Here is a 20,961-nt window from a genome sequence, read left to right as displayed (position 1 = left end):
CGATGACAGACGTGCATCACCACGTCCATGACCCGATCGCGCGCGCCGTCATCGAGAGCGCCGCCGACGCCATCGTGGCCGTGGACCAGCGGCACCGCGTCACCGTGTGGAACCCCGCGGCCGAACGGATGTTCGGTTGGAGCGCCGAGGAGATGGTCGGACGGGTGCCCCCGATCGTCCCCGCTGAGCTGAAGGCCGAGCACAACGCCGTCCAGGAACGGCTCCTCACCCGGCGCGGCGACGGCGAGAACGGCGGCGAGAACGGCGAGGACGTCCAAAGCGGCGGGAACGGGAAAGGCGAGGTCGAGGGCGGTCAGATCTCGATCGCGACCCGCCGGTTCCATCGCGACGGGCGCCTCATCGACGTCCGGATCGACACGAGCCTGCTGAAGGACCCGTCCGGGACGCCGCTCGGCTGGGTCAGCGTGTACCACCCGGTGGACGAGGACGAGATCGTGCAGCATCACATGACGGAGCGGGCCCGGCTCGTCCGGCGGCTGAACGACATCGTGGCCGACCTGAACGCCGAACTGGACCTCGCCGTCGTGCTCGACCGGATCACCGCCGCGCTGATCGAGCTGACCGGCGCCGACGCGGGCGGGTTCGTGCGGATCGAGGGCGACCGGCTGCGGCTGGTGAGCATGTCCGGGTTGCCCGAGCATATTCGCGGCACGTCCGCCGATCTGCGGTCGAGCCTCGTCGGCGAGCTGCTGAGATCGGGCAAGACGGTCAAGCTGGCCACCGGAGAGCAGCGGCTCGGCGACCTGATCTGGGCGGAGCTGCGCGGGCTGCACTCGATCGCGCTCGGCCTGTCGTACTTGCAGAACCGTCCGTACGGCGCGCTGTACGCGCTGTTCTCCGGCCGCAAGATCGGGCACACCGAGCTGGAGCTGCTGGAGCTGCTCGCCGGGCACGCCGGGGTCGCGGTCGGCAACGCGGTCGCGTACGCGGAGGTCGTCCGGCAGCGGGCGCACGAGCGCGCGGTGATCGACTCCAGCGCGGACGGGATCGCCGTGCTCGACCGCGACCTCGTCGTCCGGCAGTGGAACCCCGCCGCGCACACCCTCACCGGCATCGCGCCCGAGCACGCGCTCGGTCGGCCGCTGCCGTTCGACATGCCCGCGCTCGGCGAGATGCTGACGTTCCGGCTGGAGTCGGGCACGTGGCTGAACGTGCTGGCCGCCGAGATCGAGGAGACCGGCGAGCTGGTCGTCGACTTCCGCGACGTGTCGGAGGCGAAGTCCCTGGAGGAGGCCAAGGACCTGTTCCTCGCCACCACCAGCCACGAGCTGCGCACGCCGATCACGGTCGTGCAGGGGTTCGCGTCCACGCTGGTCAACCGGTGGGACGAGCTGTCCGACGTGGACCGCCGCGCCGCCGTCGCCACGATCGCCGAACGCGCCCAGTCGCTCGGACGGCTCGTCGAGCACCTGCTGCTCGGCTCCCGCGCGGGCGCGGACGAGCTGGCCGTGACGATCGAGCCGTTCGACCTGACGCGGGTGCTGGAGGGCGTGGTGGCCGGTTTCCGGTCGCTGTCGCCGCTGCACCGGGTCGAGTTGGAGGTCGCGCCTGATCTGCCGTCCTGCCAAGGGGACGCGATGGCGACCGACATCGTCCTCGGGCAGCTGCTGGAGAACGCCTTCAAGTACTCGCCGGACGGCGGGACGGTCAGCGTCCGCGCCGTCCGGGAGGGTTCCGGCATCGTGGTCACGGTGACCGACGAGGGCATCGGCATCCCCGACGGCGACCATGAGCGGATCTTCGAGCGGTTCGTCCAGGGGGAGGCCGGGGACCGCAGGCGGTTCGGCGGCATCGGGCTCGGGCTGTACATCGTGAAGCGGCTCACGGAGGCGCAGGGCGGGTCGATCTCCGCCCATCCGGCCCGGCACGACAAAAGTGAGAGATATCACAGCGACTCGCCGGGGCAGGATGACGCTCGCCGGGTGGAGTCGTCCGGAGGGCTCCCGAATGTCCTGTTGCGTGCGGCGGAAGCGCGCGGACCAGCAGGTGGCGCCCACGCGGGGCACGGAACCAGCATGCGCCTCGTGCTGCTCGCGGCCCGCTGAACGGCCTCGCGCTCATGGACCAACGCGATTACCCAGAGTGGTGAAGGACTGTCCGCAGGGCCCTTCCAGGACCGTTTTGACCAGGCCTTTCGGTGATCTCGGCGGGTGACGGGGTTGGCTTCCGACCGGAGTAGGGGTTGACTCCTGCGGGAAAGTACGGTGTCCACGGGGTGCGGTGGACGAAACGCGCGCGCGAGGAGTAAATCCGCCGTTGGCTGGATAGATCCTTGGATGGTTGCCGTTCGTGACCGGGATTCAGAGCCAGAGGTGATCACCGTGACCGGATGGCCGGTGACTCGTTGTAGAGGTGGCGAAGTGAATCGGTCGGGTTTCCGGTCCCGCCCAACAGGGCATTTCGGACGTACCGGAAGAGCGGCGACGGGTCCCGTCCGAGTCGAGAAACCACGGGGAGGTGAGGGCGTCGAGCGTCGTACTGCTCCCACACGCACCGTCCAGCGTCGCGGTCGCCCGTAAACGCCTCAGCTCCGAGCTGGTCGACTCCGGCGTCTACGAGGACATCGTGGACGACGCGAGCGTCATCGTGAGCGAGCTGCTCAGCAACGCCCTCCGCCACGCGCGGCCGCTGCCGTCCGGCCAGGTCAGGGTGTGCTGGGTGCGGCGCGGCGACGTGCTGGAGCTTGAGGTCAGTGACGGCGGCGCCATGACCGAGCCACGCCGTGGCCCCGGCACGCTGTCCTCGCTCGGCGGGCGCGGCCTCGGCATCGTCGAGGCGCTCTCCGACGGATGGGGCGTCCGTCACGAAGACGGCTCCACGACCGTGTGGGCCGTCCTGCGCACGTTCAAACCGTCCGCCACCAACGGGGCGTCGGCGCCCGCCGTGGCACCCGCCACCATCCCTGACCTGGCCGATTTCCCCGATCTGCTGGACGAGCCTGACGACGACCGCCGCGACGGGACCAGGAACGCGACCGCGCCCAGCCGCGCCTACCCGGCCTGACCGAAATCCCAGGAAATTCCCCGTTTATGGGGCGCACTCTGGAAGAACCACCGCAGACCTTGTATGGTCCTCAGACAGCTCGGGCGATGTCGTGCCCCCGTCGACACCGCCCGAGCTGTTCTATGTCCTGATGTCCGTACGCCCGTGTTCTGTGTCTCGGCGTTCTAGGTCCCGGTGTTCTGTGTCGCGGTGTTCCAGAGTTCCGGGGTGTCGCGGAGAAGCGGGCAGGACATGCAGCGCGGGCCGCCGCGTCCGGTGCCCAGCTCGCTGCCCGTGATGCGGATGACCTCGATGCCCGACGCCTCCAGTTGGGCGTTCGTCTCGATGTTGCGCTCGTAGGCGACGCAGAGCCGGGGCGCCACCGCGAGGGTGTTGTTGCCGTCGTCCCACTGCTCGCGCTCCGCGGTGACGGGATCGAGCCCGGTGTCGATCACCTTGAGCCGGTCCAGGCCCATCGCCTCGGCGGCGGCGTCCAGGAACGGCCGGGGCTCGGCGACGCGCAGTTCGCCGCCGTCGAGCGTGACCGCCCAGGCCGTCAACGAATGCGCGACCGGCGGATACATCACGACCGTGTCGACGTCGACCATGGTGCAGACCGTGTCCAGGTGCATGGTGGCGCGCTCCTGGGCGATCGGGACCGCGAGGACGGTGTGTGCGAGCCCCGCCTCCGTCACCTGGCGGGCCAGCCGCTCCACGCCCGCCGGGGTCGTCCGCTCCCCGGTGCCGACGGCGATCACGCCGGGGCTCAGCAGCAGGACGTCGCCGCCTTCGAGGTGTTCGAGCGTCGGCTCGTAGATCGGCCGCATCCCGGCGAAACGCGGATGGTGCGCGTAGACGAGGCCGAGCAGGTCCGCCTCCCGCCGCCGGGCCTCCATGGCGAGGCTCGTCACCGCCACCCGGTCGCCGATCCACGTGCTGTTGTCGCGGGTGAACAACAGGCCGGGCAGCGGGTCGATGATGAAGTCCAGGCGGTCCATGAGGCGGTAGACGAGGCCGTGGCCCGCCTTCAGCTCCTCGTGCGCCAGGCCCGCGATCAGCGCGTGCGCGAGCCGCTCGGGATCGAGGTCGCGCAGGTACGACTCGACGACCCGGCGGAGCTGGTCGCCGAGCCGCAGGTCCACGACGGCGTCCGCGATGGCCTGCTCGCGGGCGGGCTCGTACTCCAGGGCGTCCTGGAGAAGCTCCACCACGTAGAGGACCTCGACGCCGCGTGACCGCAGCGCTTCCGCGAAGGCGTCGTGCTCCTCCTGCGCCCGGCCCGCCCACGGGATCGCGTCGAACAACAACTTGTCGCTGTTGCGCGGGGTGAGCCGCTTCAACTCCGCGCCGGGACGGTGCAGAAGGACCGTCCGGAGCCGCCCCACCTCGCTGGTCACCCGATGTTCGTTCACCCTCCGCAGTCTAGGTCGTGTGATCATCCGGGCCCCGGCCTGTGCCACCATGCCCTGTGCAACCATGAGAGGGGTGCCCGGCAGATCGGCGGCGCTGCCGCTGCACCTCACGTCGGCGACGTTGCTGCGGGTGTCCGCCGAAGGGGTCGCGACGGCGCTGGTGCTGACCGTCCAGGCGCGCACCGGGGACGCCGCCACCGCCGGGTACCTCCAGACCGCGATGACGCTCCCGTACGTGGTGAGTGGGCCCGTCCTCGGGAACCTGCTGGACCGGGTGGGACGTCCACGCCGCATCGCCGTCCCGCTGGCCGTCGGATACGCCGCCGCCACCGGGCTCCTCCTCGTCACGGCCGGACGCTCCCCGCTGGTCCTGGCGTTGTGCGTCGCGGCGGTGATCGGCTGCACCGAACCGATCGTGGTGGCGCTGACGAGCCTGCTGCCCCGGTTCGTGTCCCCGGCGCGGCTGTCCCGCGCGTACGGGCTTGAGGCGTCCAGCTACAACCTCGCGGGCATCGCGGGCCCCGGCCTCGCCGCGGGACTCGCGGCCCTCGCGGGCGGCCAGTACGCCGGTACCGCCGTCGTCGCGGTCGGGCTGCTCGGCGTCCTGACGCTCCCGCTGCTGCCCTTCCCCGGCCCGGACGGACCCGCCGCGCCGAAGGCGGGCCTCGCCTCGATGATCACGGGCGGGCTGGTCGTCCTGGGCGAGGGCCGCGTGCTGCGCGCGCTCACGGTGGCGACCACCCTCGCGTGGATGGGCTTCGGCGGCGTCGCGGTCACGGCGGTGCTCCTGGCCGAGCACATCGGCGCGGCGCCGAGCGCGGGCGGACGTCTCCTCGTCGCGATGGCGGTCGGCTCCCTGATCGGCTCCCTGGCGTCGAGCCGCTGGCTGGCGCCCAAGCACGCCGAACCCGTGATGCTCGTCGGGCTCGTCGCGTTCGGCGCCTCCCTCGCCGCGCTCGCCGTGACACCGACCACGGCCTGGGCGACGGCCGCGTTCGTCGTGGCGGGCGTCTGCGAGGGCCCGGTGTTCGCCGCCACGCTGATGCTCCGCCAGCGCGAGGCGCCCCCCGACCGGCTCGGCCAGGTCAACACCACGGCGGGCAGCCTCAAGATCGGCGCCTCGGCGCTGGGCGCCGCCCTCACGGCCGCGTCCGCCGACGCCATCGGGGCCACCGGCCTCATCCTGGCGATCGCCGCGTTCCAACTGACGGGAGCCGCCGCCGGGCTGCTCCTGCTCCGTCTTCCCGCAGGTCAAAAACCGATCGACGCCGTGGAATCCGAGACGTAGCCTTCGGGCATGACCATGGCAGTCGGCACCCGGACGCTCGCAGGCCTCAGCCTGCTGAGCGCGGTTCCGACTGCCCTCCCGGCATCGGCATTCGCGGCCGTCGGCGGCGCGCGAAGCTGACCCCTCTCCGTCCCACCCTTCGGAGAACCAGCGGAGAGGCGGCAGCGCTAGAACGTGATGCGGTGTCTGCCCCGGTAGCGAGGCCGCCTCCGGTCCACCGCAATCGCGGCGGACAACAACCCCGCGAACCCGCCGCTGGACGTCACCAGGGCCCAGATGAGAGTTTCCCTGATCACTGGGCTAACCCCCACCGTTCAGCCTTGACTTCACGGCCATGAGCGCATCCGTGATGCGGGCCGCCTCCGCGAGCGGGGCTTGGCGGACGGTGAAGAACCACAACCGCCCGCCGTCATCCTCCCGGGGGTTCACCGTGATGACCTCGGCGAGGCCGTCATCACGGGACACGCGGAGCCCTTCCGAGGTCGTCTCCGCCGTGTATCCGTGGGCGCGCAGCACGCTGCCAAGCGCGTACAGCGCGGGCATAGCATCTGGGGTCATGGGTCGAGTCGCCTCCACGGGCGGTCGGTCCGTAGGCCCCGACACGGCGCGCTACCGCCGTGTCGGGGCCGCTCACTCCCCACCATGCGCTTAGTTACGCAGAGTTGAGAAGAGAATAGAAACGCAGCGAACGGAAGCATTGCGTCCCGTTCCGTACCGTTACGACATGGCGCAGCTTGATGGCATTGAGCCGCTACGGGACCAGCTAGTGGCGGTGATCGCTGCTCGGATCGCATCTGGCGAGTACCGGCGCGGCTCGAAACTGCCCACCGCCGCGCAGCTCGCCGACGAGTTCGACATCTCCGCTCGAACCGTCACGGACGCGATCGCCATCCTCCGCGAGCAGGGTCGAGTCATCGGTGTCCGTGGGAGAGGCGTGTTCGTCAAGCCGGAGGACTAGCCCAACGCGCGTCGTGTGGCTGTGCACGACCCTCTATGTGCGCGACCTTCTACAGGCCCCGGGGCTCGACAGGTTCGGGCAGGCGATGGACCGGGCAGAGGCGGGCGACAACACGGCCATGCTGCTGCGCGGGGTCAAGCGCGACCAGGTGCGGCGCGGGCAGGTCGTCAGCGTACCGGGCGCGATCCGGCCGCATCTGCGGTTCCGGGCGCGCGTCCGGGTGCTGACCGCCGACGAGGGCGGACGGAGTCGGCCGTTCTTCCACGGCTACCGGCCGCAGTTCCACTTTCGGACGACGGACGTGGTCGGCGGCGTCGACCTGGGCGGGGACGGCCGCATGGCGATGCCCGGCGACGCGGTCGACATGACCGTCGAGCTGGGCCGTCCCGTCGCGATGACCGAGGGCCTCGGCTTCGCCGTCCGCGAGGGCGGGCGGACGGTCGGCGCCGGAACGGTCACCGAACTGCTCGACTAGCCGCATCGGAAGGCCCGGCGGGGACCCGCCGGGCCTTCCTCCCCGTGTGGGGACTTTGGGGACTTGGTCCGGTGATGAGGGCGAATCGCTGGCGAAGGGCGATCTTGATGTGGTGGGATTTCGGAATCGTCCCCGGCTGACCCCCCGTCTGGAGAACGTGTGCGATCTGCCCGCGCCCTGATTCCGCTTCTCTCGATCTGCGCGTCCGCCGCGGTCGTCACCGCCGCGGCGGTGGGAGCCAACATCGAGGGTCTGCCGGGCGGGGGCGGTCCCGCCCATGCCGACAGCGCTGCGAACCGTCCCGGCGCCGCCGTGACCGTCACGGCGATGTCGTGGAACGTGTGCGGGGGCGCCAGGCCAGGGTGCCCGCTCGGCGCCGCTCCCGGCAGGCTCACGAAGGAGATCGTCCAGCGGATGCGGGCGACGCAGGTCGGGGGGCGCACGGTCACGGCGAACGCCGTCCTGCTCCAGGAGGTCTGCGAGGGGAACGTGCGCGCGTTCAAGAAGGTCGGCTGGCTGTCGAGCTGGTCGTGGGCGTTCGCGGCGCCGTCCAAGGGCCCGTCCTGCGCGGACGGGCAGGGGCGGCTCGGCGTCGCGATCGGCACGGCCGCGCGGCTCGTCGAGCCGGAGCACGCGAACCTCCCGGCCCCCGCCGGGAAGGCGCGGATCGCGCTGTGCGGCGACGTGCCGTCCTGGACGACCCGGGTGTGCGTCACGCGGCTGGAACAGCCCGAGGACGCGAAATGGCGGCGCAGGCAGGCCGACGCGCTCGCCGGTCTCGCGGGGAGCGGACGGGTCCTGTTCGGGGGTGATCTCGGCGCCGCGCCGCAGAACCGGGCCTTCGACTCGCTGTACAAGTCGTACGCGGAGTGCGACCAGTCCGGGACGTCGCGTTCCGGTGCCAGGACCCGCCAGAACTGGACGGGCGCCGCGGTGGAGAAGGACGACTACCTCTTCATCAACCGGTCAGCCGCCGTGTCGTGCAGCGTGCCGGCGGACCGGGTGAGGGTGTCGGACCACCGGCCGTTGTCGGCCGTGGTCCGCTACCGCTGATCGGCCGCCGCGCTAACGGCTCTTCGACATCTTGGACACGGCCGTCACGGCGAGGACCACCAGGACGGCGATGAAGCCGACGAAGAAGAAGAGCTTCAGCATCGACAGGATGGCGCCGATGACGGTCATCGCCAGCCATACCGCGAGGATGACACCGAGAATGGTCAGAATCGTCTTACCCATGCCCCCACCGTATGCGCTCGTCCCGGCATAGGGCATCACTCTCGGGGACGACCCCGAACGGCTCGGTGCCAGACGTTCGGCGGAGATCCACCCTGATACCCGGCTCGGGGCCCACCCTGACCCGTCCCTGCCCCTCCTCTTGTGCGCGACGCCGGTGCATGATGGTCATATGAGCGATGACCAGTGGGCGGGAAGCCCGGCGGACCGTTGGCGGACCCTGCCCGCGAGAATCCCCCTGGAAGACACGGTGGCCGTCCAGGAGGTCCCGCCCAAGCCCCAGGTGATCGCCGACCCGGGGAACCCCAAACTCGACGAGGCCACCAGGTACCCGGTCTGAGCCGCGCCGCAGGTCAGTAAGGCTGTGCCGGGGGCTGGTTGGGCTGCGCCGGGGGCTGGTACGGCTGGCCGGATGCGGGCGGCTGGTGCGGTTGGCCGGGCGCGGGCTGCTGGTGCGGCGGGGCGTAGCCGCCCGGCTGGGCGAATGGCTGGCCCGGCTGGGCGAACGGCTGGCCCGGCTGGGCGAATGGCTGGCCGGGCTGGGGGAGATGTCCGCCGGGTTGGCGGCTCGACTGGAGGCTGCCCGCGACCATCAGGACGCGCAGGCCGCCGATCGCCCCGGCGACGACGGGCGCCAGTAGGTCCCATTTGTCGAAGTGCGGCTTCAGCACCTCGACGACGAAGTCGGACGGGACGGAGCCGTGCGTGAAGGCGTACGAGAGGATGCCCGTCCGGACGCCGACAAAGAGCGCGACATACCCGGAGATCGCCGCGACGATCGGGGCGACGGGCCCGCGCGGACGGGTCATCATGAGCCCGATCGCGGTCAGGAAACCGACGACGGCGCACAACAGCGCGTAATAGGCGGTGGAATGGCGGAATCCCACCAGCACGTCAGTTTCGTAGATCGCGGCGAACATCAGGATCGTCCCGGCGACCGTGGCGACCGCGCCGCCGACGAGAACGAGCGCGATGGTTCCGAAGAGGGGGGTGGCTGTGCGTGTTCGAGCCATCCGGCCATTAAAGCGGTGATCTTCCGGGACCGCGAGACGGTTCAGGGATCGAGCGACTCGGCCATGGCGCGGAAGGTGGGGCAGGGCCAGCGGGACATGCACGCCCGGCAGCGCCGGATCGGGTTGTCGGGGTCGCTGGAGATGCCGCCCGCCTCCTGCGGGCGGTGCAGGTCGAGCAACCGGACGCCCAGGTCGGCGAATGTCAGGACTTCGTCACGCGCACCGGCGAGGAACGCCAGATCCTCACGGGACAGGCGCGTCTTGATGGGGACGAAGCCGTCCCGGTTGGTCAGGCGGTTCAGATAGCGGGTGGACGTCCGCCACGAACTGGACTTCGCCGAACGCACGCGGATCGCCTCCAGGCGTTCGCGCAGCCGGGCCTCTCTCGGGTCGGTCTCCATGTGCGGCACACCACCTCCGCTGTTGCACGTGCACAGCCTCTCTTACTCTGGCGCCCGGCGAGAGGGGAACCGCCGAGATCGCTTAGGCCCGTGCCCGGAACCTCGACCGAAACTGAATTCGGTCCATTACGGTGTGTAGTTCTCAAAGCGTACAAGCCTGACCGGGCGGCGACACGCCCGTGCCACAGGGGACTTGGCGAACTGTCTGGCCCACGGGCCGTTCGCGAGATAGTGTGCCGGACGTGGAGCTAAACGTTTCGACCGCGTCTCAGGAGGGTCACGCCGTCGTCACGGCGACCGGTGAGCTCGACCTCTACACCGCGCCGCGGCTACAGGCGGCCCTCGCTGGGCTGCTGCGCGAGCAGATCGACCGGATCACGGTCGATCTCAGCGGGGTCGAGTTCTGCGACTCGACCGGCATGAACGTGCTGCTCGCCGCCATGAAGCGACTCAAGGAACAGGGCGGGGCGCTCGACCTCGCCGCCCCGCGTCCGGCCGTCCGGCGCATCCTCCAGGTCACCGGGCTCGACACCGTCTTCACCGTCAACGACGCCGTCCCGGCCCTGGACGCCGGCTGACCCGTCCCGCCGAGTGACCCGTCCGGTCGGCTGACCCGTCCCGGCGGGTGAACGCCCGGCGACGCGGGCCGTTCGCGCGGGTAACGGCTCGTATCGTTCCCGACCGCGCGACCCGCCGCACCGCCGCCACGGACTACGATCGCCGATATGCAGGACGTAGCGGTGATCATCCCGGCCAAGGACGAAGCCGACCGCATCGCGGCCACCGTCAAGGCCGCCCAGGAACTCCCCGGCGCCGACCTCGTCATCGTGATCGACGACGGCTCGTCCGACGGCACGGACCGCGTCGCCCGGGAGGCCGGGGCACGGGTCGTCCGGCACAGCCGCAACCGCGGCAAGGGCGCCGCGATGGAGAGCGGCGCCGAGGCCGTCCGGCTGCTGGACGAGGGCCGCGACGAGCCCCGCCACCTGCTGTTCCTCGACGCCGACCTCGCCGAGACCGCCCGCGAGGCGGCGCCGCTGACCGAGCCGGTGCGCTCCGGCGACGCCGACATGACGATCGCCGTGTTCACCACCACCGTGAAGCTCGGCGGGCACGGGTTCGTCGTCCGGCTGTCCCGCGACGGGATCCGCCGCGCCACCGGCTGGGAGGCGACGGCCCCGCTGAACGGGCAGCGCTGCCTGACCCGCGCCGCGTTCGACGCCGCGCTGCCGCTCGCCGCCGGGTTCGGCGTCGAGACCGCGCTCACCATCGACCTGCTCCGCCAGGGCTTCCGCGTCGCGGAGGTCGAGGTGCCGCTCGCGCACCGCGCCACCGGCACCGACCTGCGCGCCCAGTTGCATCGCGCCCGGCAGTTCCGGGACGTGGCCAGAGCGCTCGCCGCCCGCGAGCCCGCCACGACCCGGCTGGCACGCGCGCTGACCCGGAGCCCGGACGGCCTTCGCGGCAGCCGCCGGTGACCCGACTCGGGACGATCGGGCTGGGCGGCATCGGGCTCAGTCTGGCGTGCTTTCTCTGTACCGCGCTGCTGGGGCCGTCGGTGTTCCAGCCCGCCCTGGGGGGCCCGCGCCACGAGCCGCCGTTCTCGCTGAACGTCGACCCGTCCCCCTACCTGGTGATCGGGCTCGTCGTGACGGGGGTCGCGGTGGGCGCCGCCGGGCTCGTCCTGTGCTTCGTCGCCGCCCGCAGGGGCTGGCGGGTCGGGGCGCGTCCGCTGGTGGTCGCCGGGCTGCTGGTCGCGTTCGCGTTCATGGTGATGCCGCCGGTCGGGTCCACCGACCACCTCAACTACGCCTCGTACGGGCGGATGGCGGCGACCGGCCACGACCCGTACGCGACCCGCGCCGTGGACCTGCCGGGCGACCCCGTCGCCGGGGCGCCCGAGGAATGGCGGACCACGCCCTCGGTGTACGGGCCGATCGCGACAGGCGAGCAGGCGTTCGCTGCGTGGATCGGCGACGGATCGGTGCGGCTGACCGTGTTCGTCCTGTCGGTCGTGAACACGCTCGCGTTCGCGGTGACGGCGCTGATCCTCTACCGGACGGCGAAGGACGAGGAACGACGGCTCCGCACCGCCCTCCTGTGGACGTGCAACCCGCTCGTGCTGTTCCACCTGGTCGCGGGCGCGCACAACGACGTCCTCGCCATCGCGCCGATGGTGGCGGCGCTCGCCGTGTTCGGCGGACGGGCCCGTCCCGGCTGGGCACGGGCGCTCGCCGCGGGCGTGCTCGCCGCGGCCGGTGCGGCGATCAAGGTGCCCGCCGCGCTCGTCGCGGGCGGCGCCGCCTGGACGCTGCTGCGCGACGCGCGGACCGAACGCCGGTGGCGGTCGATCGGCGCCCTCGCCGCCCTGGTCGCCGGGGCCGGAGCCGTCTCGGCGGTCTCCTACGCGCTGGCCGGGCCGCACGCGCTCGACCGGGTGCGGGAGGCGAGCGACATGGTCTCGTTCGCGACGCCCTGGCACCTTCTCGACGAGTCCCTCGGACGCGGCGGTCAGCGCACCATCATCAAGACGGGCGCCGTCCTGCTCGGGCTGGTGCTGTTCGTGCTGCTCGCCCGCGTCCTGCCCAAGGACGACGAGCCGGGCGGCGTCCAGCGGGGCGGTCTCCTAGCGGCGGACGAGGAGCACCGGCGCATCGCGGCCGCGTTCGTCCTCGCGTGGCTGCTCGCCGCGCCCTACGCGCTGCCCTGGTACGACGGGTTCGGCTGGGCCGTGCTCGCCCTACTCCCGTGGACGCGGGTCGACTGGATCCTCCTCGCCCACACCACGGCCCTCAGCCTCGCCTACCTGCCCGCCCGCGCGCCCGCCCGCATCAAGCTGCCGGACGACCTGTCCTGGCTGTTCACCGTCGTTCGGCCGACCGTGGTTCCGTGGACTCTGCTGGCGATTCTGACGGCGCTGGCGATTCAGAGTCTTCGTTCCACAGATCGATCTCCAGCGACCGGACCCCGGCGGCGAGCATCAGCGGAGTCGCCAGGCTGAACGAGACCGACAGGATCACCATGCCCGAGTCGTTCACCAGTGTCCCGATCACGCCGACCGTCAGCGCGCACAGCAGCGCGGGACGCATCGTCACGCTGTGCTCGTAGGCGCGCTGGAGCAGCGACACCCGCCACCGCGTAGGCCGCGCCAGGACGAAGAACAGGAACCCGAGCGCGGCGGCGAGCGGCAGCGTGAGATGCCAGTAGCCGATGCTGTGCACCATGGCGTCGAACTTGCGGACGATGACGCCCCAGGCGTCGCCGTCCATGAGGTCCTGCCAGAACCGGCCGAGGTGCGTCGGGTTGGCGCTCTTGGAGTTGACGTAGGAGATCAGCAGCACCAGCACCGCGCCCGCCACGCAGAACAGCGCCAGCTTCAGCGGTGACACGCGCCGCCCGGTGACCATCAGGCCCAGCATCGCGAACGCGGGGACCATCGCCAGCACGCCGCCGAAGTCGCTGCCCCACGCCGGGAGGCCGTCCACCGCGACCGCGAACGCGCCGATGCCCGCGACGATGCCGAGCGCGAGCCGCTTGCGTCCCGCGCGGACCGGGAACTCCGTCAGCCACGCCGCCGTCAGCATCGCGGCGACCGCGAACAGCGAGAACGCCTGGTTGCCGAAACCGTAGAAACGTCCGGCGACGAGCGCCGTGTACCCCATCAGCGTGTTCAGCTGGAGCTTCGACCCGGTCATCACGTCCAGGGCCAGGACCAGCGCCGTCACCAGGGTGATCACCAGTCCGGGAGCGAACGCCGACCGCCGCCACGGCCCCGCCAGCGCCACCCCGGTCAGCAGCCCGGCGAAGCCGATCACCGTACAGATCAGGATGGGCGTCGCGCTGTCGGCCCGCCACCACGGCAGCAGCCCCGCGAGGAACGACGCGCCGGGCACCGCGCCGCCGAGCAGCGCGATCACCCGGGTGCCGCCCAGTATCCGCGCCCGCGACCTGCGGTCACCGCCGACCCGCCGCAGCGCGAACGCCGCGATCAGGTACAGGACGAGCTGCGTCGCGAACAGCACCCAGTAGAACGACGTCTGGACACTGCGGATCGCCTGCGCCGCGACGTCCTGGTCCTCCAGGGACTCGACCCGGTCCTGCGTGGAGTCGGAGGACGGCTGCGTCCGCCACTGCGACCCGACGGCCTCCTTCGGCTGCCGCAGCCCGAGCAGCTTCAGCGCCGTCGCGGTGAGGTCGGTCAGCGTGACCAGGCCGTCCTGCCGGGTCGCGCTGGACGACATGTACCCGCGTCCGAACAGCCCGGTGTCGCCGCTCGACTTGCTCCGCGCGATCGCGACGCGCAGGTGCGGGGCGACGCCGATGTCGGACAGCCCGGCGACCAGCACCGTCGTCCCGTCCGGGACACCCGCCACGACCTGCGCGACCCGGCGGTCCGCCGCGGCGGTGGCGTCGGCCCGCTTGCGCTCCGACAGCGGGATCTGCTCGCCCTTGGCGTTGACGCCCGCGTCGATGTAGGCGCGGAAAAGGTCGTCCACGTCAACGGCGGTAAGAGAACAGCGCGCCCAATCCTCGGGAGTCGCCCGGTCGGGGGCGTCGACGTACCGGTCCACCCGCCCCCCGCCGTTGCCGACGCCGAACACCGCGCCGGGCCCGACCGCCGTCGTGCAGCCACCCGCCCGCTGGACGGCGTCGCCGAGCAGCCCGACCTGCGCGTGGTAGTTGGTGTCGGCGTTGTCACTCTTGATCTCGGGCCAGCCGGGCGCGATGGCCCCACCAACCGGCGGCGGGCCCGTGGGGGACCGCTGACCGGGCAGGATCGGCGCCGCCGGAAGCGCACAACTACGATGCGGCAACCGCGAACGCTGCCCCGCCGACAACGTCAGCCAACCATCGGTCGGACACGTGTTGGTCCTGGTAGTGCGGATGCTCAGCCCCGCCGCCGACCCCCCCGCCACCAACTTCCACAACGCGGGCGTCTCCGTCCGACCGATGTCACTCCACATCAGCCCCGGCACCCCAACGATCACAACCCGCCCGCTCGGCGCCGCCTCCGCCCGGGCGACCGACCCACCCGAAACAGCGACCGGCAACGCCGTGAGCACAGTGATCAGAAAAGCGAGGAACACACCGATCTTGGCTCCCCGCAAAGTCATGGGGCTCAGGGTACAAGAGGGCGATGACCGTGTTGGGGCCATATCCTGCGGGCTGTGGACGGTCCGAGGGAGCAGGCGGTCGGTGGGCGGCGGTGGACGGCGGCCGATCTGCTGGCCGTTCTCGCGGGGGTCGTGGTCGTCGTGGTGGCGGTGTCGCCGATCGCGGCGCGGTGGCTCGGTAACGAGCCCGACCAGCGGCTTGTCGATCTGGAGGTCTATCGGGAGGGCGGGCGGGCCATCCTGCGGGGTGCTCCGCTGTACGACGTTCTGACGCAGCCGCCGCAGTTTCTGCCGTTCACTTATCCGCCGTTCGCGGCCGTTCTGGCGGTGCCGTTCACGGTGATGCCGTGGCGGGCTGCGCAGTTGGTGTGGACGGGTCTTATCTGTGTCGCACTCGTCATTTGTGTGCGGTACGCCTTCCGTGACCTGATCCGCCGTACCGGACGCTGGGCACCGCTCACAACGGGTGTGCTGGTCGCGGCGATGGCTTGGCTCGACCCGGTTCGTGACCAGTTCCGGTTCGGCCAGGTCGGGGTGTTCCTGCTCGCGCTGTGCCTGGCCGACTGCTGTGCCCGGGCGCCCCGCTGGCCGCGCGGCGCGCTCGTGGGGCTGGCCGTGGCGATCAAGCTGGTGCCGGGCGTCTTCCTGATCTACTTCCTGATCACCGGGCGGCGGGACGCGCTCGGCAACGCGCTGTTCACCGCCGCCGCCGCGACGCTCGGCGGGTTCGCGTTGCTGCCGCACGACTCGTCCGACTACTGGTTCGGCGCGCTGCTCCAGGGCGGCGACCGGACGGGCGCGGTCGACGGCACCACCAACCAGGCCGTGCAGGGGATCGTCGCGCGCATCCTGCCCGAGGGGCCCGCCCGGACGCTGGTGTGGCTCGTCCTCGCCCTGATCGTCGCGTACTGGGGGTTCGTGTGGGCGCGGCGCGCGTCCGAGGCCGCCGAGCTGCGGACGGGGGCCGACTCGTCCAGCCTGCTCCTCGCGTCCGTCGCGATCGTCGGGCTGCTGTCGGTCGTGCTGTCGCCGGTGGGCTGGATCCACCACCTCGTCTGGATGATCGCCGTTTTCGGCGCCCTCGCGGGGGACGGACGCGACGTCCGGCGGTGCCTGGCCGCCTTCGGTCTCTGGTTCCTGTTCCTGTTCCCGGTCCCATGGTGGGGACGATCCCTGATCGGTCCGGAGCACTCCGTCATCTCGGAATTCGCAGGACAGGTCACCCGTGACTTGTTCGGAATCGCCGCGCTCGCGTCGATTGTCGTCCTTGGAACCTGGCTGATCGGACGAACGGAACCGGGGATCGCCGACGAAGATCCTTCGCAACCCGAGGTCAGGATGGGTACGCTCAGCCCGTGATGCTTGTCGCGGTGGCCGTCGCGGGTCTGGTCGCCGGGGTTGCGGGGCTCTCCATCGCGGTGGTCGCCCACAACCGGGTGAACCAGATCGTCGACGAGTGCGGGGAAATGCTCAGGCGCCAGCTCCAGGTCGCGAGCGGGTCGGCGGACGAGCGCGCCCTGCGCGATCTCGCCATCGTCCACTACGACGCCCTCAAGGAGATGTCGGGGCACCGGTCCTTCTCCCTCGCCCTGATCAACGCGGTCGGCGACGGCATCGTCATCAGCTCCATCAACGGGCGCACCGAGACCCGCACCTACGCCAAGGCCATCCGCGACGGACACCCCGTCGAGATGCTCTCCCCCGAGGAGAACCAAGCCCTGCGCGCCGCCCGCCTCGGCAAGGGCCCCATCATCACGATGGACGACCCGCTCCCCGACTTCGGCAACGGCGACCGCACCTCCACCGCGCGCGGCGTCTGACAGCGCCCGGCAACGCCCGCCGGACAACGCCCGCCCGACAATGCGCGGCGCCTGACAATGCGCGGCGCCTGACAACCGGGGCTTGACGTTCCGGGCAGTAGAATCGGTCTCCGACGCGAAACCCACCAGGAACCCACGCACCGGGAGACCCCGTGACCGCAGACGACAGGCCGGAGCGCTACGCCTACCTGGGTCCGCGGGGCACGTTCACCGAGGCCGCGCTGCTGACCCTCCCGGGCGCCGCCGAGGCCGAGCACCTGCCGCTGGCGACCGTCCCCGCCGTCCTCGACGCCCTGCGCCGCGAGGAGGCCGACACCGCCGTCGTCGCCCTGGAGAACTCCGTGGAGGGTTCCGTCCCGACGACCCTGGACGAGCTCGCGACCGGCGAGCCCCTCAACATCGTGGGCGAGATCCACCTACCGGTCTCGTTCGCGCTGCTCGTCCGGCCCGGCACCGGGCTCGCCGACATCAAGACCGTCGCGTCCCACCCGATCGCGCAGCCGCAGTGCCGCCGCTGGCTGCTCGACAACGTGCCGGACGCCGAGTGGCGCGCCGCGACGTCCAACGCCGAGGCCGCCCAGCACGTCGCCGACGGCCACTACGACGCCGCCCTCGCCGGGTCGTTCGCCGCGTCCCGCTACGGCCTGTCCGTCCTCGCCGAGGACATCCACGACGTCGCCGACGCCGTCACCCGCTTCGTCGTCCTGCACCGCCCCTGCCCGCCGCCCGCCCCCACCGGCATGGACAAGACGACCATCGTCGCGTTCATCGGCGAGGACCACCCGGGCGCCCTGCTGGAGATCCTCACCGAGTTCTCCGTCCGCGGCATCAACCTGACCCTCATCCAGTCCCGCCCCACCGGCGCCGGTCTCGGCTCCTACCTGTTCTGGCTCGACTTCGAGGGCCACGTCGCCGACGCCCGCGTCGCCGAGGCCCTGATGGGCCTGCGCCGCGTCTGCGCGGACGTCCGCTTCGTCGGCTCCTACCCCCGCGCCGACCAGGTCCGCCCCGCCATCCGCCGCGGCACCCACGACAAGGACTTCACCGAAGCCGCCACCTGGCTCACCTCAATCCGCACCGGCCGCCCCTAGCCGCGCCCGCCCACACGTCGGCGTTACCAGGGGCGTGTTGTCATGCCCTGATCGCGCACGGTCATAAGGGCTTCGTTGACGTTCGCTGTCGTAGGCTGCGGGCGTGGTCATGGACTTCGATCTTTATGAGCGGGATCTGTGGGACGGGCGTGCGCCCGCGTATGAGCGGGGGTTCGCTCGGGTCACCCGGTACATGGTTGATCCGTTGCTGGACGCGGCCGGGGTCGTGGACGGGACGCGGTTCCTTGATGTGGGGACGGGGCCCGGGTTCGTGTCGCGGGCGGCGGTGCGCCGAGGGGCCGTGGTGTCGGCGATGGACGCCGAGCCCGGCATGGTGGAGGCGGCGCGGCGGAACGTTCCCGGGCTTGACGCGCATGTCTCCGTCCTGCCCGAGGTGCCGTTTCCGGACGGGACGTTCGGCGCCGTGGCCGGGAACTTCGTCATCAACCACGTGGGGGAGCCGCACGTGGCGCTCGCCGCGTTGCGGCGGGTGCTCGGAAAGGGCGGGCGGCTGGCGTTGAGCTGCTGGGTGATGCCGGGGAGCGGCGCGCTCGGGATCGTCCGGGAGGCGACGGAGCGGGCGGAGGTGCCGTGGCCGGACGACATCCCGGCGTCGCCGTTCATGGAGTACGGCGAGACGGCGGCGTTCCGGCGGCTGGTGGCGGAGGCCGGGTTCGGTGACGTGACGGTCGAGGAGGTGACGTGGGAGCACGCCGTCGACCCGGAGGAGTGGTGGGAGACGGGCGCGCTGTCCCGGGTCGGCACCAACGGCGTCATCGTCGGACGGCAGGACGCGGCGACCGTCGCCCGGATCAAGGCCGCCTACGACGAGATCATCGCCGGCTACGCGCTTCCGGACGGAAGGGTGGCGCTCCCCGCGCACGCCCTGCTCGCGAGCGGGATCCGCTGAAGCGGCGATAGTCGCGCGCGCGGGAGGGGGTCCGGCCGGTAGCCTCGGGTCTGTGATCGACCTGCGAGCTCTTCGAGAGGATCCCGAGCGGCTGCGCGCCTCGCAGCGCGCCCGCGGTGAGGATGACGGCGTCGTCGACCGGCTGCTCGACCTGGACGAAAGGCGCCGGACGGCGCTGACGTCGTTCGAGCGGCTGCGGGCGGAGCAGAAGAGTTTCGGCAAATCGGTGTCGAAGGCGCAGGGCGACGAGCGGCAGCGACTGCTGGCGCGGGCCAAGGAGTTGGCGCAGCAGGTCAAGGCGGCCGAGGCCGAGGCCGACCGGCTCGGCGCGGAACTCGACGCGGTGCTGAAGGGCGTCCCGAATCTCATCGAGGACGGTGCTCCTCCCGGCGGCGAGCAGGATTTCGTGGTCTTGGAGCATGTCGGCGAGCCGACGAAGTTCGACTTCGAGCCGAAGGACCATCTGGAGCTGGGCGAGTCCCTCGGCGCCATCGACATGGAACGCGGCGCGAAGGTGTCGGGCGCGCGGTTCTACTACCTGACGGGCGTCGGCGCGCGACTCCAGTACGCGCTGCTCAACCTCGCCGTGGAGCAGGCCGTCGCGAGCGGGTTCGTCCCGATGTACCCGCCGGTTCTGGTGAAGCCGGAGGCGATGGAGGGCACGGGGTTCCTCGGCTCGCACGCCGCCGAGGTGTACCAGCTTCCGGACGAGGAGCTGTACCTGGTGGGGACGTCGGAGGTCCCGCTCGCCGCCTACCACATGAACGAGATCATCGACCGGTTGCCGCGACGGTACGCGGCCTGGTCGTCGTGCTTCCGCCGCGAGGCCGGTTCGTACGGGAAGGACACGCGCGGCATCATCCGCGTCCACCAGTTCGACAAGGTGGAGATGTTCTCCTACTGCGACCCGGCCGACGCGCACGCCGAGCATCTGCGGCTGCTGGAGTGGGAGAAGGAGATGCTCGCCAAGGTCGAGGTGCCCTACCGGGTGATCGACGTGGCGGCGGGCGACCTCGGCGCCAGCGCGGCCCGCAAGTACGACTGCGAGGCGTGGGTGCCGTCGCAGAACACGTACCGCGAGGTCACGTCGACGTCCAACTGCACCGAGTTCCAGGCGCGGCGGCTTTCGGTCCGGTACAAGGACGACGGCGGCCGCAGCCGTCCGGTCGCGACGCTGAACGGCACCCTGGCGACGACACGCTGGATGGTCGCGATCCTGGAGAACCACCAGCAGGCGGACGGCACGGTTCGCGTCCCCAAGGCGTTGCGGAAGTTCCTGGGCCAGGACGTCCTGGAACCCGTCGACCGCTGAAGCCCGCCGGAGCGACCGTCGGAGGCGTCACCTAGGGTTGTTCGCATCTGCCCTGGAAGGTGACATGTCTGAACCTGTGCCGCGTCTGATCGCCACCGATCTCGACGGGACGATCGTGCGTTCCGATGGAACGCTCTCGGAGCGCACGATCGCGGCCCTGGCCCGGGTGGAGCGGTCCGGGGCGATGCTCGTGATGGTGACCGGGCGTCCGCCGCGCTGGATGGCGGGGGTCGCGGCCGCCGTCGGGCATCGCGGCGTCGCGATCTGCGCCAACGGCGCCGTCGTGTACGACCTGCACACCGAGACCATTCTGCGGACCCGGGAGATCCCCGCCGACGTGCTCGCCGAGGCGGTCGCGCGGCTGCGCGCCATCTCGCCCGAGTTCCGGTTCGCCGTGGAGAGCCCGACCGGTTTCGTGGTCGAGGACGGCTACCTGGTCGAGGGCTGGGACGTCGAGTCCCTCGGCGGACGGGTCGTGGACGTCGCCGAACTCGTCCGCCAGAACGGCGCGAAACTGCTGGCGTTCCAGCCCGATGCCGACCCCGACTCGCTGGTGGAGAAGGCCGTCCAGGCGGTGGGCGACATCGTGACCGTCACGCATTCGTCCGGGCATGGGTTGCTGGAGATGAGCGCGCATGGCGTTACCAAGGCCAGCGCGCTTGCCTCGTTGTGTGCTGAACACGGGATCGCGTCGAGTGACGTCACGGCTTTTGGCGATATGCCGAACGATCTGGCGATGCTCACGTGGGCGGGGACATCGTATGCGGTCGCGAACGCGCATCCGCTGGTGCTGGCCGCCGTCACGCATCGGACGTCCCGCAACGACGACGACGGTGTCGCGGAGGTTCTCGAACGCCTCTTCCCGTAGGGACGGCCGCACCCGCGCGTGCGGATGCGGCCGTTCACGTCGTGTCCTACAGGCAGTCGTGTC

The 20,961-nt window shown here is 71.3% G+C and carries 21 protein-coding genes and 1 pseudogene; 16 read left to right on the top strand and 6 right to left on the bottom strand.

Annotated features, from left to right (window positions below; genetic code table 11):
* Positions 1-2: 2 nt before the first annotated feature.
* The gene (locus ABD808_RS28035; protein ID WP_344902540.1) at positions 3-2,066 is read left to right on the top strand and encodes a sensor histidine kinase; all 2,064 of its coding nucleotides are present in this window, start codon (positions 3-5) and stop codon (positions 2,064-2,066) included.
* 412 nt (positions 2,067-2,478) lie between these two features.
* Positions 2,479-3,024, top strand: a complete 546-nt coding sequence (locus ABD808_RS28030) for an ATP-binding protein (RefSeq protein WP_344902537.1) — start codon at positions 2,479-2,481, stop codon at positions 3,022-3,024.
* A 164-nt stretch (positions 3,025-3,188) separates the two neighbouring features.
* Here ABD808_RS28030 and ABD808_RS28025 read toward each other — a convergent pair whose 3' ends face one another.
* Complete coding sequence (locus ABD808_RS28025; RefSeq protein ID WP_344902534.1) at positions 3,189-4,415, bottom strand: arginine deiminase; 1,227 nt, start codon at positions 4,413-4,415, stop codon at positions 3,189-3,191.
* Positions 4,416-4,488: 73 nt separating this feature from the next.
* Here ABD808_RS28025 and ABD808_RS28020 point away from each other — a divergent pair, with 73 nt between their 5' ends.
* The gene (locus ABD808_RS28020; protein ID WP_344902531.1) at positions 4,489-5,703 is read left to right on the top strand and encodes an MFS transporter; all 1,215 of its coding nucleotides are present in this window, start codon (positions 4,489-4,491) and stop codon (positions 5,701-5,703) included.
* A gap of 300 nt (positions 5,704-6,003) precedes the next feature.
* On the opposite strand, the gene ABD808_RS28015 is transcribed toward ABD808_RS28020, so the two are convergent.
* Positions 6,004-6,261, bottom strand: a complete 258-nt coding sequence (locus ABD808_RS28015) for a hypothetical protein (RefSeq protein ID WP_344902528.1) — start codon at positions 6,259-6,261, stop codon at positions 6,004-6,006.
* A gap of 166 nt (positions 6,262-6,427) precedes the next feature.
* Here ABD808_RS28015 and ABD808_RS28010 point away from each other — a divergent pair, with 166 nt between their 5' ends.
* The 3 genes from ABD808_RS28010 to ABD808_RS28000 all read left to right on the top strand — a co-directional run bounded on the left by ABD808_RS28010 (position 6,428) and on the right by ABD808_RS28000 (position 8,189).
* Positions 6,428-6,661 (top strand): winged helix-turn-helix domain-containing protein, encoded by a 234-nt coding sequence (locus tag ABD808_RS28010; RefSeq protein WP_344902525.1) that lies wholly within the window; start codon positions 6,428-6,430, stop codon positions 6,659-6,661.
* Positions 6,662-6,698: 37 nt separating this feature from the next.
* Positions 6,699-7,136 (top strand): EF-Tu C-terminal domain-related protein, encoded by a 438-nt coding sequence (locus ABD808_RS28005; protein ID WP_344902522.1) that lies wholly within the window; start codon positions 6,699-6,701, stop codon positions 7,134-7,136.
* A 159-nt stretch (positions 7,137-7,295) separates the two neighbouring features.
* A complete protein-coding gene (locus ABD808_RS28000) occupies positions 7,296-8,189 on the top strand; it encodes an endonuclease/exonuclease/phosphatase family protein (RefSeq protein ID WP_344902519.1) in 894 nt (297 codons plus the stop codon).
* 12 nt (positions 8,190-8,201) lie between these two features.
* Here ABD808_RS28000 and ABD808_RS27995 read toward each other — a convergent pair whose 3' ends face one another.
* Positions 8,202-8,372 (bottom strand): hypothetical protein, encoded by a 171-nt coding sequence (locus ABD808_RS27995; RefSeq protein ID WP_344902516.1) that lies wholly within the window; start codon positions 8,370-8,372, stop codon positions 8,202-8,204.
* 169 nt (positions 8,373-8,541) lie between these two features.
* Here ABD808_RS27995 and ABD808_RS27990 point away from each other — a divergent pair, with 169 nt between their 5' ends.
* Positions 8,542-8,709, top strand: a complete 168-nt coding sequence (locus ABD808_RS27990; RefSeq protein WP_344902513.1) for a hypothetical protein — start codon at positions 8,542-8,544, stop codon at positions 8,707-8,709.
* A gap of 13 nt (positions 8,710-8,722) precedes the next feature.
* On the opposite strand, the gene ABD808_RS27985 is transcribed toward ABD808_RS27990, so the two are convergent.
* Positions 8,723-9,382 carry a hypothetical protein gene (locus ABD808_RS27985; protein WP_344902510.1) on the bottom strand — a complete coding sequence of 220 codons (660 nt, stop codon included), beginning with the start codon at positions 9,380-9,382 and terminating at the stop codon, positions 8,723-8,725.
* Positions 9,383-9,423: 41 nt separating this feature from the next.
* Positions 9,424-9,783 (bottom strand): hypothetical protein, encoded by a 360-nt coding sequence (locus tag ABD808_RS27980; protein WP_344902507.1) that lies wholly within the window; start codon positions 9,781-9,783, stop codon positions 9,424-9,426.
* A gap of 242 nt (positions 9,784-10,025) precedes the next feature.
* Between ABD808_RS27980 and ABD808_RS27975 the strand changes: the two genes are divergently transcribed.
* The 3 genes and pseudogenes from ABD808_RS27975 to mptB form a co-directional block, all read left to right on the top strand.
* On the top strand, positions 10,026-10,361 hold the full coding sequence (locus ABD808_RS27975; RefSeq protein ID WP_344902504.1) for an STAS domain-containing protein: 336 nt from the start codon (positions 10,026-10,028) through the stop codon (positions 10,359-10,361).
* Between the two features lie 147 nt (positions 10,362-10,508).
* Positions 10,509-11,261, top strand: coding sequence for a glycosyltransferase family 2 protein (locus tag ABD808_RS27970; protein WP_344902502.1), 753 nt, complete (start codon positions 10,509-10,511; stop codon positions 11,259-11,261).
* Positions 11,258-12,148, top strand: a pseudogene (gene mptB / locus ABD808_RS38660) (polyprenol phosphomannose-dependent alpha 1,6 mannosyltransferase MptB); the annotation flags it as partial. The gene ABD808_RS27970 and the pseudogene mptB, both read left to right, overlap by 4 nt.
* 496 nt (positions 12,149-12,644) lie before the next feature.
* Here the strand turns inward: mptB and ABD808_RS38655 are convergent.
* A complete protein-coding gene (locus ABD808_RS38655; protein ID WP_425548985.1) occupies positions 12,645-14,897 on the bottom strand; it encodes a hypothetical protein in 2,253 nt (750 codons plus the stop codon).
* Positions 14,898-14,951: 54 nt separating this feature from the next.
* Here ABD808_RS38655 and ABD808_RS27960 point away from each other — a divergent pair, with 54 nt between their 5' ends.
* From ABD808_RS27960 to ABD808_RS27935, 6 genes are all read left to right on the top strand, one after another.
* Positions 14,952-16,256: a glycosyltransferase 87 family protein gene (locus ABD808_RS27960; protein ID WP_344902496.1), complete on the top strand. Its 1,305-nt coding sequence runs from the start codon at positions 14,952-14,954 to the stop codon at positions 16,254-16,256.
* Positions 16,256-16,717: a DUF4446 family protein gene (locus ABD808_RS27955; protein ID WP_344903519.1), complete on the top strand. Its 462-nt coding sequence runs from the start codon at positions 16,256-16,258 to the stop codon at positions 16,715-16,717. The genes ABD808_RS27960 and ABD808_RS27955 overlap by 1 nt, the downstream gene beginning before the upstream one ends.
* A 152-nt stretch (positions 16,718-16,869) precedes the next feature.
* Positions 16,870-17,808, top strand: coding sequence for a prephenate dehydratase (pheA, locus tag ABD808_RS27950; RefSeq protein ID WP_344902493.1), 939 nt, complete (start codon positions 16,870-16,872; stop codon positions 17,806-17,808).
* A 109-nt stretch (positions 17,809-17,917) separates the two neighbouring features.
* Positions 17,918-18,718: a class I SAM-dependent methyltransferase gene (locus tag ABD808_RS27945; protein ID WP_344903516.1), complete on the top strand. Its 801-nt coding sequence runs from the start codon at positions 17,918-17,920 to the stop codon at positions 18,716-18,718.
* A gap of 52 nt (positions 18,719-18,770) precedes the next feature.
* On the top strand, positions 18,771-20,030 hold the full coding sequence (serS, locus tag ABD808_RS27940; RefSeq protein ID WP_344902490.1) for a serine--tRNA ligase: 1,260 nt from the start codon (positions 18,771-18,773) through the stop codon (positions 20,028-20,030).
* Between the two features lie 64 nt (positions 20,031-20,094).
* Positions 20,095-20,898, top strand: coding sequence for an HAD family hydrolase (locus ABD808_RS27935; RefSeq protein WP_344902487.1), 804 nt, complete (start codon positions 20,095-20,097; stop codon positions 20,896-20,898).
* Positions 20,899-20,961: the final 63 nt, after the last annotated feature.

This window comes from Actinomadura meridiana (assembly GCF_039537545.1).
In the GTDB taxonomy this organism is placed as follows: Bacteria; Actinomycetota; Actinomycetes; order Streptosporangiales; family Streptosporangiaceae; genus Spirillospora; species Spirillospora meridiana.
This window is presented reverse-complemented; position numbering and strand designations above follow the sequence as displayed.

What these genes read in the sequence shown, in the direction of transcription:
- ABD808_RS28035 (WP_344902540.1), top strand. Translation starts at nt 3, where the DNA reads ATGACAGACGTGCATCACCACGTCCATGACCCGATCGCGCGCGCCGTC.
- ABD808_RS28015 (WP_344902528.1), bottom strand. Translation starts at nt 6,261, where the DNA reads ATGACCCCAGATGCTATGCCCGCGCTGTACGCGCTTGGCAGCGTGCTG.
- ABD808_RS28010 (WP_344902525.1), top strand. Translation starts at nt 6,428, where the DNA reads ATGGCGCAGCTTGATGGCATTGAGCCGCTACGGGACCAGCTAGTGGCG.
- ABD808_RS27995 (WP_344902516.1), bottom strand. Translation starts at nt 8,372, where the DNA reads ATGGGTAAGACGATTCTGACCATTCTCGGTGTCATCCTCGCGGTATGG.
- ABD808_RS27990 (WP_344902513.1), top strand. Translation starts at nt 8,542, where the DNA reads ATGAGCGATGACCAGTGGGCGGGAAGCCCGGCGGACCGTTGGCGGACC.
- ABD808_RS27985 (WP_344902510.1), bottom strand. Translation starts at nt 9,382, where the DNA reads ATGGCTCGAACACGCACAGCCACCCCCCTCTTCGGAACCATCGCGCTC.
- ABD808_RS27980 (WP_344902507.1), bottom strand. Translation starts at nt 9,783, where the DNA reads ATGGAGACCGACCCGAGAGAGGCCCGGCTGCGCGAACGCCTGGAGGCG.
- ABD808_RS27970 (WP_344902502.1), top strand. Translation starts at nt 10,509, where the DNA reads ATGCAGGACGTAGCGGTGATCATCCCGGCCAAGGACGAAGCCGACCGC.
- ABD808_RS38655 (WP_425548985.1), bottom strand. Translation starts at nt 14,897, where the DNA reads ATGACTTTGCGGGGAGCCAAGATCGGTGTGTTCCTCGCTTTTCTGATC.
- ABD808_RS27955 (WP_344903519.1), top strand. Translation starts at nt 16,256, where the DNA reads ATGCTTGTCGCGGTGGCCGTCGCGGGTCTGGTCGCCGGGGTTGCGGGG.
- ABD808_RS27945 (WP_344903516.1), top strand. Translation starts at nt 17,918, where the DNA reads ATGGACTTCGATCTTTATGAGCGGGATCTGTGGGACGGGCGTGCGCCC.
- ABD808_RS27935 (WP_344902487.1), top strand. Translation starts at nt 20,095, where the DNA reads ATGTCTGAACCTGTGCCGCGTCTGATCGCCACCGATCTCGACGGGACG.